Annotated in this window: 13 protein-coding genes; 4 read left to right on the forward strand and 9 right to left on the reverse strand. The window is 34.5% G+C overall.

What is annotated here, in order from left to right:
- Positions 1–73 precede the first annotated feature (73 nt).
- Positions 74–553, forward strand: coding sequence for a Dps family protein (locus ACM55M_RS12525; RefSeq protein ID WP_416858008.1), 480 nt, complete (start codon positions 74–76; stop codon positions 551–553).
- Between the two features lie 39 nt (positions 554–592).
- On the opposite strand, the gene ACM55M_RS12530 is transcribed toward ACM55M_RS12525, so the two are convergent.
- The 3 genes from ACM55M_RS12530 to ACM55M_RS12540 all read right to left on the reverse strand — a co-directional run bounded on the left by ACM55M_RS12530 (position 593) and on the right by ACM55M_RS12540 (position 2,986).
- Positions 593–1,795 (reverse strand): LETM1-related biofilm-associated protein, encoded by a 1,203-nt coding sequence (locus tag ACM55M_RS12530; RefSeq protein WP_416858009.1) that lies wholly within the window; start codon positions 1,793–1,795, stop codon positions 593–595.
- Positions 1,796–1,873: 78 nt separating this feature from the next.
- Positions 1,874–2,443: a YdeI/OmpD-associated family protein gene (locus tag ACM55M_RS12535; protein ID WP_416858010.1), complete on the reverse strand. Its 570-nt coding sequence runs from the start codon at positions 2,441–2,443 to the stop codon at positions 1,874–1,876.
- A gap of 15 nt (positions 2,444–2,458) precedes the next feature.
- Positions 2,459–2,986: a superoxide dismutase family protein gene (locus tag ACM55M_RS12540; protein ID WP_416858011.1), complete on the reverse strand. Its 528-nt coding sequence runs from the start codon at positions 2,984–2,986 to the stop codon at positions 2,459–2,461.
- Between the two features lie 238 nt (positions 2,987–3,224).
- Between ACM55M_RS12540 and ACM55M_RS12545 the strand changes: the two genes are divergently transcribed.
- From ACM55M_RS12545 to ACM55M_RS12555, 3 genes are all read left to right on the forward strand, one after another.
- The gene (locus ACM55M_RS12545; RefSeq protein ID WP_416858012.1) at positions 3,225–4,142 is read left to right on the forward strand and encodes a YihY/virulence factor BrkB family protein; all 918 of its coding nucleotides are present in this window, start codon (positions 3,225–3,227) and stop codon (positions 4,140–4,142) included.
- Positions 4,143–4,272: 130 nt separating this feature from the next.
- Positions 4,273–4,701: an META domain-containing protein gene (locus ACM55M_RS12550; protein WP_416858013.1), complete on the forward strand. Its 429-nt coding sequence runs from the start codon at positions 4,273–4,275 to the stop codon at positions 4,699–4,701.
- A gap of 72 nt (positions 4,702–4,773) precedes the next feature.
- Positions 4,774–5,298 carry a DUF4251 domain-containing protein gene (locus ACM55M_RS12555; protein WP_416858014.1) on the forward strand — a complete coding sequence of 175 codons (525 nt, stop codon included), beginning with the start codon at positions 4,774–4,776 and terminating at the stop codon, positions 5,296–5,298.
- Between the two features lie 76 nt (positions 5,299–5,374).
- On the opposite strand, the gene ACM55M_RS12560 is transcribed toward ACM55M_RS12555, so the two are convergent.
- From ACM55M_RS12560 to ACM55M_RS12585, 6 genes are all read right to left on the reverse strand, one after another.
- Positions 5,375–7,165: an acyl-CoA dehydrogenase family protein gene (locus tag ACM55M_RS12560; protein ID WP_416858015.1), complete on the reverse strand. Its 1,791-nt coding sequence runs from the start codon at positions 7,163–7,165 to the stop codon at positions 5,375–5,377.
- A gap of 32 nt (positions 7,166–7,197) precedes the next feature.
- The gene (locus ACM55M_RS12565) at positions 7,198–7,557 is read right to left on the reverse strand and encodes a four helix bundle protein (protein WP_416858016.1); all 360 of its coding nucleotides are present in this window, start codon (positions 7,555–7,557) and stop codon (positions 7,198–7,200) included.
- A 37-nt stretch (positions 7,558–7,594) separates the two neighbouring features.
- On the reverse strand, positions 7,595–8,776 hold the full coding sequence (locus tag ACM55M_RS12570) for an acetyl-CoA C-acyltransferase (protein WP_416858017.1): 1,182 nt from the start codon (positions 8,774–8,776) through the stop codon (positions 7,595–7,597).
- An 80-nt stretch (positions 8,777–8,856) separates the two neighbouring features.
- Complete coding sequence (locus ACM55M_RS12575) at positions 8,857–11,247, reverse strand: 3-hydroxyacyl-CoA dehydrogenase/enoyl-CoA hydratase family protein (RefSeq protein ID WP_416858018.1); 2,391 nt, start codon at positions 11,245–11,247, stop codon at positions 8,857–8,859.
- Positions 11,248–11,386: 139 nt separating this feature from the next.
- The gene (locus tag ACM55M_RS12580) at positions 11,387–11,899 is read right to left on the reverse strand and encodes a MarR family winged helix-turn-helix transcriptional regulator (RefSeq protein WP_416858019.1); all 513 of its coding nucleotides are present in this window, start codon (positions 11,897–11,899) and stop codon (positions 11,387–11,389) included.
- A 136-nt stretch (positions 11,900–12,035) separates the two neighbouring features.
- Complete coding sequence (locus ACM55M_RS12585; RefSeq protein WP_416858020.1) at positions 12,036–12,422, reverse strand: hypothetical protein; 387 nt, start codon at positions 12,420–12,422, stop codon at positions 12,036–12,038.
- Positions 12,423–12,466: the final 44 nt, after the last annotated feature.

A 12,466-nucleotide genomic window follows, 5' to 3' on the forward strand; every position in this document is an offset into this window, starting at 1 on the left:
ATATAAAAACAATCAATTTAGTTTATAGTGTAAAATGTTATTTTGTTGTTTAAATTTGTTCAAAACTACTATCATGAAAACAAATATTTTAGGATTGCCGGTTAAAGAAACTGAATTGATTGTGACTGAATTAAATACGCTGTTAGCTAATTTTCAGGTATATTATCAAAATTTAAGAGGGATTCACTGGAATATTCGCGGAAAGCGTTTCTTTGATTTACATGTTAAATTCGAAGAATTGTATAATGACTCGCAATTAAAAATTGATATGATTGCTGAGCGGGTTCTTACTCTTGGCGGAACCCCGCTGCATACTTTTGAAGATTATATCAAAAATAGCCAATTGGCGGTTGGTAAAAACATTTCGATAGATGAAAAAGCAATTCATTTAATTGTAAATTCATTGTCACATTTATTAAAAATTGAAAGAGAAATTCTTAATAAATCTTCAGAAATAAATGATGAAGGAACGAATTCAATGATGAGTGATTTTATTGCTGAACAAGAAAAAACAATATGGATGATGCGTGCTTGGTTAGAGGAAGAATTGTAAATAACATTTATATGATCAAATCGCTTTCGGGCGATTTTTTTATTCGATATCCTCTAGATTTTCATTAAAAGCAGAGGGTAAAAGAGTTGGGATGAATTTTATTAAAATAGGCAATAATAAACTTCCTCCCGGCAGTAGAAAGATTGTCAAAGAAGGAATTGTTTTGCATATATCCAGTAATTGTTTTTTTACTTTTTTCTTTTCCTTTTCATCCAAATCTCTTCGAGTAGAATACGCAAGCAGAAGCATTAATTCTTTACTTTGAACAATTTCCTTAATCAATCTGCTCTTGTTACGGCTTACTAATGTAACCACACTTTGAGTGGTTTGGTCATAAAAGTGTTTGACCGGATTCGAGTAATTGAAGTACGGGATTTCTTTTTTATATTTGATAATAAATTCATTAGTGCTCTCGATGCTCTGGGTAACAAAGGTATCAGAAATCGATACCGTTTCAGCTAAAGAATGTAAAAAATAGGCTTCGTTATTTTCAATTATTCCATCACTCCACAGCGCCATTCCAGCAATATCTATTAAGTAATATTTTTCTAATTCACTTGTAAAATAATCCAGTTGAAGCGTTTCCAGATTTTGAACAGGAACTCTCGAAAATTTGCTGTAACGGATAGACGCTTCAAAAAGTTTAATTAGCAAATCATCATATTGGGATTTGTTAGATTTAATTTTTAAGGCAAGGGTTACAATATTAACAATCGTTTCTTCAATTTTTTTTAAGTATTTTTCAGGAATTACTCCATGAATTAAATATTGACGAAAAGCAACAACATCAATAAATAAAAGCGCATTCGTTACCAGATGGGAGAAATTTTTACTGATGATGGTATCATTAGTTTGAACGCGTTCATCAATTATTTTTTCCAGAGTAAGGGAAAGGGAATTTTTAGGAAGAATCTTTTTGAATAAATTAAACCCCTGAGGGTTCATTTGATTGTAAAAATCAACTGTTTCTTTTATGAAATTTTCAGAACTGATTTCTTCCTTAGTCAAACAAAAAACATCGTATAAAGTATTTAATAAGGCAACTTTTGAAATCTCTTCCTTAAACCACCCTTTTGTTTCAATGGGGCTGACGGTTTCAAATATTATGATGTGACCGTATATAAAACCTGTACTTCTAACTTTTTGATAAAATGAATCAGTAGTTTTAGAAACAGTTTCTTTTGAAAATTTTTGTTCAATAAAAAATTTATCTATCCAACCTGATGCCGAAGGGTTAATCATTGCTTTAATTTGAAGCTACAAAGCTATGTTTTTTATGATTATGTAGAAAAATTTAGGTTAATTATTAATTGCAAAATATTAATCTCTGGATTTTTTATTTTGAGAACAAAAATTTATGATTTCGGCTATCCTATTGTTTCGTGTTTCTTCTCTTTTAGCCTGATTGAGCCAATAAAGATAACTTTTCCTATACGAAGGACTAAAATTTTTATAGTTTTCAAATGCCACTATATTTTTGTCAAAAGCCATTTCCAGATCTGATGGCATAATCAAATCCTCTACAGCGTCTAATGAAGTCCAAGTGCCGTTTTTTTTAGCAATTTCAATTTTGGCTAATCCACTTTCATGCATTAGATTTTCTTTGATTAGTTTTTCGATATACGTTTTATTGAGTTTGCTCCAAACGCTTTTATCTTTTCTTGGAGAAAACACTTGTTTTCTGCGGTCTTCGTCCATTTTTCTTACCGTTGAATCTATCCAACCAAAACAAATGGCAACTTGAACTGCTTCTTCCCATCTCATACTTTCAAATTCACTGCTCACTTTGTAAAAAATCAGATACACCCCTTTTGAAGAATGGTGATTTTGGTGCAACCAATCACGCCATTCCTTTGTATTTTTAAAATAGAGGTGCTCTTTATCTTCCAATGGAATTCTTAAAAATTATTTAATAATAGCAGAACAAGCTACCCTTGCACCTGCATTACCAGCTGGTTGAGAAACAAAATCATCTGTTCCTTGGTGAACGATTAGTCCTTTTCCTAAAATATCCTTAGTTGCATCACCACAATCAATACACCATTCGTCAGTTGTTAAAGTTATGGTTCCGTTTCCTTTTTCATCAGCAATAAAATTTCCGATATCACCTTTGTGGTATTCGCCAACGCCCCATTTACCATGTTTTTTGAATGTTGGGTTCCAATGTCCACCAGCTGAACTTCCATCGGCAGCCGTACAATCGGACTTCTCATGAATATGTATGGCATGAACACCCGGTTTTAGTCCCGCTAATTTTGCGACGAAAGTCACTTTACCATCTTTTTCTACAAAAGTTGCAGTTCCGGAAACATGGCTTTCGCTTTTTGGTTCGAAAGCAATAACTAATTTTTTATCAGGATTAGAAAGGGAATTGGTTTTACAACCAATAAAAAGGACTAATGCTATGCTGAACAATAAAGCTAATTTTTTCATGAGATGTTTTATTTCAAAGGTAAGAAAATTTTGTATTACGGATAATAGGATTGTGTTTTAATAATTCAATCTTATGGGAATTTTGCAATATTCATTTTAAATACCTAATCAATTTATTTGTAGTTTTGAAAAAGCAGCAATTGACATAGACCCCTAATCGGAATGTGCTTTTGTGTCAAATAAGATAAACCAACATGTCGATTCTTTTTTACGGAAGAATATAAAATAACAGTAAAACATGAAGCACAAAGAAATAGCCATTATAAGTTGGGATTTATTAAAGCGAACCTATAGGGAATTTGATGATGATAATGCGATAAAATTAAGTGCATCATTGTCTTATTATACCATATTTTCACTGCCCCCGTTGCTAATTATTATTTTGTCTATTTTTAGTTTTTTCTTTGGAAGAGAAGCGGTTACCGGAAGGTTTTTTGGACAAATTAATGGAATGGTTGGCAATGAAGCTGCGATTCAAATTCAGGAAACGATTAAGAATATTGAGTTGTCTGATAGTGTAACATTTGCAACGATATTTGGAGGAGTTATGTTGTTGATAGGCGCTTCGGGTGTTTTTGCCGAAATACAAAGTTCCATTAATTTTATTTGGGGCTTAAAAGCAAAACCAAATAAGGGAATTATGAAATTTATTAAAAACAGACTGATGTCATTTTCTATGATTGCTTCAGTTGGTTTTTTATTAATGGTCAGTTTGATGGTAAATACAATGATGGATATTATAAACACACGATTGCTCGTTTATTTCCCTGACACGACGGTTTATATATTTTATGTTTTTAATATCTTAATTCTATTTGCGACTACAACATTGTTGTTCTCCATTATTTTCAAAACACTGCCCGATGGAACTATTGCTTGGAAAGATGCTTTGATAGGATCAAGTTTTACTTCTTTTTTCTTTATGTTTGGTAAATTTGCTATTGGCTTTTATTTAGGAAGTTCAACGGTAGCTACCGTTTATGGTGCTGCAGGATCCATAATTATTATTTTAATCTGGGTATATTATTCCGCTATAATCTTATATTTTGGAGCCGAATTCACTAAAGTGTATGCCAATGCACATGGAAAAAAAATCATTCCAAACGCGTATGCTGTTAGCATTAGGGTGGAAGTTACAGAGATTAAAAAGAAATAAATTGTTTGTATGTCTTGCGGTCTTTGGAGCTCGGGATTTTAAAACGCTTTGTTTTTGTACTATTTTTTTTAAACCTTAAAACTGGCAGTATTTTTGCTTTATTTTTGATAGTATAAAATAAAAAAATCACATGAAAAAAATAATTTTGGCGCTAACTGTTTTCTGTTTGGGATTTGTTTCTTGCAATTCATTTAAATCAACTACGAATAAAACCGCTTCACTAGAAGGAACTTGGGAGTTAAATTATGTTACAGGATCAAGAATAGCTTTTGGAGGATTGTATCCAAATAATAAGCCATCCATTACTTTCGACTTGAAAGCGAACAGTATTTCAGGAAGCAACAGCTGCAACCGTTATTCCGGAAAATTAAATGTGGTTGAAAATAAAATCAGTTTCAAAGAACCGATGGCAGTGACCAAAATGTTTTGTCCCGGAGAAGGAGAGGGTATTTACATGTCAACGCTTCAAAAAATAGATTCTTATTCCATTTCAGAAGATGGAAAGACATTAAATTTCATCATGGGTGATATCGCGATGATGCGTTTTGAGAAAAAATAAATTCAAAATTTTTGAAGGGGTTTTTAATATTTTACAAAATTATAAAATTAGGTATATTATAAAATGGATACCATGAAAACAAAAACAGCAATTTTAGTACTGTTTCTTTCGCTGATTGTAACGGCAAGTTATACTCAGGAAAAAAGTAAGAAGCAATTAAGGGAGGAACGTAAAATCGAAAAAGAGAAACAAATATCATCTTTGGTTGATTCTAAAGAGTTTGTTTTTATTGGAAGAACAGCCTTAGGTCAAGGGTTTAGAAGTATTGATTTGACCACTAATTCTAATTATGTGGAATTTAAGCCAGATAAAATTAAGAGTGAAATGCCTTTTTTTGGTATAGGGTACAGTGGCATTGCTTATGGAAGCAGTGATGGTGGCTTAAATTTTGAAGGAAGTCCAAAAGAATTTACTATTGAAAAAGGGAGAAAAGCCTATCAAATAAAAGCGACTGTTAAGGGAGATACGGATGTGTACCTACTCTTTCTTTCTGTTTTTTTTGAAGGTGACGCAACACTTACCATTAATTCTAATAATCGAAGTCCGATTTCTTATAATGGAGAAATCAGACCTATTGAAAAAAAAGAGGTTAAGTAATTTTTAATTAAAATAAAAAAACCGTCTAGTTTTTCAGGAACAAGACGGTTTTTTTACAAAGAAATATAGCTTGTATTTAGAAACAATATTCGTTTTTAGCTACTAATTTTGTAGTGATTGTTTCTCTTAATCCTACAATATTTGGCATATTAGTATATTTTGTGAAACGGCGTAAACCCATTAACATCATACGTTGTTCATCCCCTTCAGCAAAAGAGATTACACTTTCTTTTCCTTTTTGAGTAACGGTATCTACTGCTTTATACAAGTATAATTTTGCCATGGCAATTTGCTCCTGTGCTTTAGCTTCTCCTTCTTTTTTGGCTAATTTTTCAGTTCTGAGAATAGTACTTTCAGCCATGTAGATTTCGATTAATATATCTGAAGCTGCCATTAACAACTGTTGGTGTGCATCTAAATCCGGACCGTATTTTTGAACAGCTCCACCTGCAACCATTAAGAATGCTTTTTTCAATTTGCCAATCATTTCTTTTTCTTCAGCGAATAATTCAGAATAATCAGGAGTATCAAAAGAAGGAATTCCCATTAATTCTTCTTGTACTTTTGATGCTGGTCCGAGTAAGTCAATGTGACCCTTCATCGCTTTTTTGATTAACATTCCTACAGATAACATTCTGTTGATTTCGTTGGTTCCTTCGTAAATACGAGCAATTCTTGCGTCTCTCCAAGCACTTTCCATTGGTGTGTCTTCTGAGAATCCCATTCCTCCAAAGATTTGAATTCCTTCATCTGCACAATTTTGAATGTCTTCAGAAACAGCCACTTTCAAAATTGAACATTCAATGGCATACTCTTCAATCCCTTTTAATTCTGCTTCTTGGTGTGTAGCTCCTTCGGTTTCACGTGACGCAATACGATCTTCAATATCCTTTGCTGCACGATAAGTAGCGCTTTCTCCGGCATAACAGGAAGTTGCCATTTCGGCTAATTTTGCTCTGATGGCTCCAAACTGAGAAATAGGGGTATTGAATTGTATTCTTTCATTAGCGTATTTTGTTGAGTTTGAAATAACTCTGCGTTGTGCATCCAAACAGGCTGCGGCCAATTTAATTCGGCCTACATTTAAGGCATTCATGGCTATTTTGAAACCATTTCCTCTTTCGGATAACATGTTTTCGACAGGAACTTTTGTATCTGCAAAGAAAACCTGACGCGTAGAAGAGGAGCGAATTCCTAATTTATGCTCTTCTTCGTTCATAGAAATACCATTATTTGGATCATTTTCTACGATAAAACCAGTTATATTTTTATCATCTCCTATACGAGCAAAAACAATAAAGACATTACAAAATCCTGCATTGGTAATCCACATTTTTTGTCCTGTGATTTTATAATGCGTTCCATCCTCAGATAATACCGCTTTTGTTTTTCCAGAATTGGCATCACTACCAGCACCTGGTTCAGTCAAGCAGTACGCTCCAAACCATTCGCCAGAGGCTAATTTTGTTACGTATTTTTGCTTTTGTTCTTCAGTTCCATACAAAGTAATTGGCAGTGTTCCAATTCCTGTATGTGCTCCAAAAGCAGAGGAAAATGAACCTGTTGCTCCCGAAATATAATCACAAACCAAAACAGTATTTACAAATCCCATTCCCATTCCACCATAAGCTTCAGGGACTGCGATACTCAAAAATCCCATTTCAGCCGCCTTTTGCATACTTTCTACCGTTAAGGCAAAATCTCTTTTTTCAAAGCGATCTTTGTTCGGCCAGATTTCTTTGTCTACAAACTCTTTTACAGAGTCACGCATCATTAATTGTTCTTCATTAAAATCTTCAGGAGTGAAGACATCTTCGCACTTTGTTTCTTTTACCAGGAATTGACCTCCTCTTGTTTTGTCGCTCATGACTTATTATTTTAAATTTTGAATTTTAAATTTTAAATTATTTTTGTATTTCCTTCCTGAGAAGTTTTTATTATTTTAGTAATTATGTTTAAAATGTTTTCAATTTCAATTAGATAATTATTCATAGCAATTGTTGTCAGGTCAGATTTTTCTAATAATCGCAACCAATACTTTGTCTCTCTTGCTTCTTTAGATGCAATTGACATTTTATGAATGAAATCTTTTCTCGATTGAGCTGGAATTGCTTCTTCAACATTTGCACCGATGCTTGTTGCGGATCTTAATATTTGTTTAGAAATAATGAATTCATTTTCTTTTTTAAGTTGAATAAAAAGATTTACTATTGATAATGCAAAATCAAAAGTTTTAATTGCAATAATATTATCTTTCATATCCATTTAAAATTTAAAATCCATCATTTAAAATAAATTAAAGCAGTTCATAAATCCCTGCGCTTCCTTGTCCAGTTCCAACACACATACTTACAATTCCGTATTTGCTTCCTCTTTTTTTCATTTCGTCGAATAGTTGTACAGACAATTTTGCTCCGGTACACCCTAATGGATGACCTAATGCAATTGCTCCGCCATTTACGTTTACGATATCAGGATTCAATCCCAATTCACGAATTACTGCTAATGATTGTGATGCAAATGCTTCGTTCAATTCCACTAAATCGATATCCTTTAATTGTAATCCGGCTTGTTTCAATGCTTTTGGGATCGCTTTCACAGGTCCAATTCCCATGATTCTTGGTTCTACTCCAGCCGAAGCAAAGTTTACCAAACGTGCAATTGGTTCCAAATTCAATTCTTTTACCATTTCCTCACTCATGATTAGCACAAATGCGGCTCCATCACTCATTTGGGATGAATTTCCTGCGGTAACACTTCCATCAGCTGCGAAAACTGGTCTTAAACCAGCTAGTGCTTCTACAGAAGTTCCTGCTCTTGGACCTTCGTCTTTATTTACGATGTAGGATTTAGTTTCTTTTTTGCCATTTTCATTGATTAACGTTTGTTCAATTGTAATGGGAACAATTTGTTTGTCAAATCTGCCTTCGGCTTGTGCTTTCAAGGCTTTCATATGCGATTGATACGCAAACTCATCTTGGTCAGCGCGAGATACATTATATTGTTTGGCAACCGCTTCAGCAGTTAGTCCCATTCCCCAATAATAATCTTCGTTTCCTGCTTTTGCAACAGCATAATCCGGAGTAGGTTTGTAGCCTCCCATTGGAATAAAACTCATGCTTTCGGCTCCACCGGCAATAATACAATCGGCCATTCCAGATTGAATTTTGGCTGTTGCCATCCCGATTGTTTCTAATCCTGAAGCGCAATAACGGTTTACGGTTACACCAGGAACATCTTCGATTTTTAATCCCATCAAAGAGATTAATCGTCCCACGTTTAGTCCTTGTTCCGCTTCTGGCATCGCATTTCCTACCATCACGTCATCAATACGTTTTTTATCGAAATCAGGCAACTCATTCATCATAAACTGAATCGTTTCTGCTGCCAATTCATCCGGGCGTTTAAATCTGAACACACCTTTTGGTGCTTTCCCCACGGCGGTTCTGTATGCTTTAACTATATAGGCTGTTTTCATAACTATTATTTTGAATTTTGAATTATAAATTTTAAATGAAGCTCATTCTTAATTTATAATTCATAATTTATAATTTAAAATTAATTGCGTAATGGTTTTCCTTTGGTTAGCATAAACTGGATTCTCTCCAATGTTTTTCTTTCCGTACACAAACTCAAAAAAGCTTCTCGTTCCAAATCCAATAAATATTGTTCAGATACTAAAGTCGGTTCGGATAAATCACCACCCGCCATGACATACGCCAGTTTGTTAGCGATTTTTTTGTCGTGTTCCGATATGTATTTTCCGGCAACCATTTGGTCTGTTCCCACTAAGAACATTCCCAAAGCTTGTTTCCCTAATACTTTTACATCGGTTCTGCGAATCGGTTGAGTGTAACCCGCTTCGGCCATTAATAATGCATGTTTCTTCGCTTCAGCAATTTGACGGTCTTTGTTCACTACAATGATATCTTTTCCGTTTTGTAAAAGTCCAGTATCAAAGGCTTCATAACCTGAAGTGGACACTTTTGCCATAGCAATGGTCAAGAAATATTCTTGCAATACGTTCAATTCGACATCATTCTTATGGAATAAATCAGCCGCACGTAAGGTCATTTCTTTCGATCCGCCACCGCCTGGAATTACTCCAACACCAAATTCCACTAATCCCATATACGTTTCCGCTGCTGCAACTACTTTGTCGGCATGCAAACTCATTTCGCAACCACCTCCAAAAGTCATTCCGTGTGGCGCAACCACCACTGGAATTCCAGAATAACGCACGCGCATCATCGTGTCCTGAAACATTTTGATGGCCATATTCAATTCGTCGTATTCTTGCTCGACTGCCATCATGAATATCATTCCGATATTGGCACCAACAGAGAAATTCGCCGCTTGATTTCCAATAACCAATCCTTGGTATTCCTTTTCAGATAAGTCAATCGCTTTATTGATGGCTGCCAAAACATCGCCACCAATCGTATTCATTTTAGATTGGAATTCTAAATTCAAAATTCCGTCTCCCAAATCTTGTATAATTGCTCCGCTATTGCTCCATACTTTTTTGCTTTCGCGAATGTTGTTCAAGATGATAAAGGCATCCTGACCCGGAACTTTAGTTTGTGATTTTGTAGGGATATTGTAGAAAAAAGTAGCGCCTTCTTTTACAGAATAAAAACTGAAACTTCCAGAAGCCAACATATCGGTTACCCAAGCTGCTGGTTCAAGACCTTCAGCTTTCATGATTTCGATTCCTTTTTCGACACCAATGGCATCCCAAATTTCGAAAGGACCATTTTCCCATCCAAAACCGGCTTTCATCGCATCGTCAATTTTATATAATTCATCGGAGATTTCAGGTATTCTGTTCGAAACGTACCCAAACATTCCGGCAAAGCTTTTTCTATAGAATTCTCCAGCCTTATCTGTTCCTTTTACTAAAACTTTAAAACGGTCAATGGGTTTGTCAATTGTTTTTGTCAGTTCTAATGTCGCAAAAGAAGCTCTTTTAGCCGGACGGTATTCTAAAGTGTCTAAATCCAAAGACAAAATATCCTTGTCTACTTTTTTATAAAAACCTTGTCCCGTTTTGCTTCCAAACCATTTTTTTTCCATCATTTTGTTGACGAAATCCGGCAATTTGAACAAATCATGCTGTTCATCATTGGGGCAGTTTTCGTAGATTCCGTTGGCAACATGTACCAATGTATCTAATCCAACAACATCTACCGTTCTGAAAGTAGCCGATTTTGGTCTTCCAATAACGGGACCGGTCAATTTATCCACTTCTTCAATTGTTAATCCCAATTCTTTAACCAAATGAAACAAACTCTGAATCCCGTAAATTCCGATTCGGTTTCCGATGAATGCCGGAGTATCTTTGGCAACGACCGAAGTTTTTCCCAAGAATTTTGAACCATAATCCGTGAGGAAATCCAAAACTTCCGATGCAGTTTGAGGACCAGGTATGATTTCGAATAATTTTAAATAACGCGCAGGGTTAAAAAAGTGTGTACCACAGAAATGTTTTTGAAAATCGTCACTTCTTCCTTCACTCATAAAGTGAATTGGAATTCCAGAAGTATTTGAAGTAACTAAAGTTCCCGGTTTTCTGAATTTTTCAATTTGTTCAAAAACTAATTTTTTGATATCTAAACGTTCCACCACCACTTCAATAATCCAATCAACAACAGCGATTTTCGCCATGTCATCCGTTGTATTTCCAGTAGTAATTCTACTGGCAAATTTCGAATTATAAATAGGGGAGGGTTTCGATTTCAGGGAATTAGCCAAATGCTCATTCACCAATCGGTTTCTGATAATTTTGCTTTCTAAAGTAAGCCCTTTTTTAGCTTCGGCTTCGGTGAGTTCTCCTGGAACAATGTCCAAAAGTAAAACTTCAACTCCAATGTTAGCAAAATGACAAGCAATTCCTGAACCCATAATTCCGGATCCAATTACTGCAACTTTTTTAATTGTGCGTTTCATATAAAATAATATTTGTTTTTCATCAATCCTATGTAATTCGCATTTCATCAATCGGTTTTCGCTACCAATCGTTGGTTATGCTCATTTCATAAGTAGTTTATATTTGTTTTTTAAAGAAATAGGGTAGCACCGTTTTTAATTATTGATTGTTTTTTTGAATCGTGGCGATGTCATTTTCTGGTTTTTCAGTTTGCTCCCCAAGTTCGCTGACGCTCGTAGGATTAAAAATATTTTTATCTTGGATTAATTCATTGATGGTTTCTGCAACTTCAATAAAATGTTGCAATTTTTCCTCGGATATGTGTTTTCGCACGGTTTCATTGAATTTTAAAACGGTGTTTTTTGACAATTCTCTTTTCTCTTTGCCAAATTCTGTCAGGTAAATCAAAACGCCACGACCATCATACGGATTTTTCTTTCTTAAGATTAGGCCTTTATCTTCCATTGATTTCAAAGTTCTGGTAAGACTCGTAGCTTCCATACCCATTTTTGGGCCTAAAGCGGTAGAGGGCGTTCCTTTTTCTTTATCCATACTCAGCAGAGCAAAACCTGTAGCCATAGTTGCACCGTATTTAGACGCTTCTTCATTGTACATTCTGGAAACTGCCTGCCAAGTCGCTCTTAAAATATAATCTATTGTTTTATCTTTCATATCTCTAACTATATCGATTTCAAATATAATAAAAAAATACTATGCATGCATAATAAGTTTGGTTATTTTTTAAATTTTTTGTCAAAACTAAAAAACTCCACATAAAATGAAGATTTTTTTTGTAAGAATTTTGTGTTTATTTTAGTTTTCCATTAACAAGTGCAATGACTGCACCGGTTAATGCGGACATTACAACAGTGATTGCAATATCCAATGCCATAATCTGAAAGTTAATATCGGGTGTTAATTTCATTGAATTGGCAAAGAAATCCATGTATAGAGCCATAAATAATCCAATTATGGCACCAGCAACAAAACCGGTTATCCAATTTGAAATCCCTGCCCATTTTGTAAAAATATAGGCTGTAAATAATCCAAAGGTAAGGCATCCTAAAAAAATCATTACATAATTTTCGTTCCCATTGGAGGGAAATGCTTGTTTAAATAGAATCCCGTAGAACAACCATCCATAAAGGAAGTAGATTATACCGCCTACACTACCTGAAACTAAAAAATTTTTCACATTCATAATTTTTTGATTTTATGGGTTGATACAATAAAGGTATT

This window comes from Flavobacterium galactosi, assembly GCF_048158585.1.
GTDB lineage: Bacteria > Bacteroidota > Bacteroidia > Flavobacteriales > Flavobacteriaceae > Flavobacterium > Flavobacterium galactosi.

Coding starts and splice junctions, on each gene's coding strand:
- ACM55M_RS12525 (WP_416858008.1), top strand. CDS start 74: ATGAAAACAAATATTTTAGGATTGCCGGTTAAAGAAACTGAATTGATT.
- ACM55M_RS12530 (WP_416858009.1), bottom strand. CDS start 1,795: ATGATTAACCCTTCGGCATCAGGTTGGATAGATAAATTTTTTATTGAA.
- ACM55M_RS12540 (WP_416858011.1), bottom strand. CDS start 2,986: ATGAAAAAATTAGCTTTATTGTTCAGCATAGCATTAGTCCTTTTTATT.
- ACM55M_RS12545 (WP_416858012.1), top strand. CDS start 3,225: ATGAAGCACAAAGAAATAGCCATTATAAGTTGGGATTTATTAAAGCGA.
- ACM55M_RS12550 (WP_416858013.1), top strand. CDS start 4,273: ATGAAAAAAATAATTTTGGCGCTAACTGTTTTCTGTTTGGGATTTGTT.
- ACM55M_RS12555 (WP_416858014.1), top strand. CDS start 4,774: ATGAAAACAAAAACAGCAATTTTAGTACTGTTTCTTTCGCTGATTGTA.
- ACM55M_RS12560 (WP_416858015.1), bottom strand. CDS start 7,165: ATGAGCGACAAAACAAGAGGAGGTCAATTCCTGGTAAAAGAAACAAAG.
- ACM55M_RS12565 (WP_416858016.1), bottom strand. CDS start 7,557: ATGAAAGATAATATTATTGCAATTAAAACTTTTGATTTTGCATTATCA.
- ACM55M_RS12570 (WP_416858017.1), bottom strand. CDS start 8,776: ATGAAAACAGCCTATATAGTTAAAGCATACAGAACCGCCGTGGGGAAA.
- ACM55M_RS12575 (WP_416858018.1), bottom strand. CDS start 11,247: ATGAAACGCACAATTAAAAAAGTTGCAGTAATTGGATCCGGAATTATG.
- ACM55M_RS12580 (WP_416858019.1), bottom strand. CDS start 11,899: ATGAAAGATAAAACAATAGATTATATTTTAAGAGCGACTTGGCAGGCA.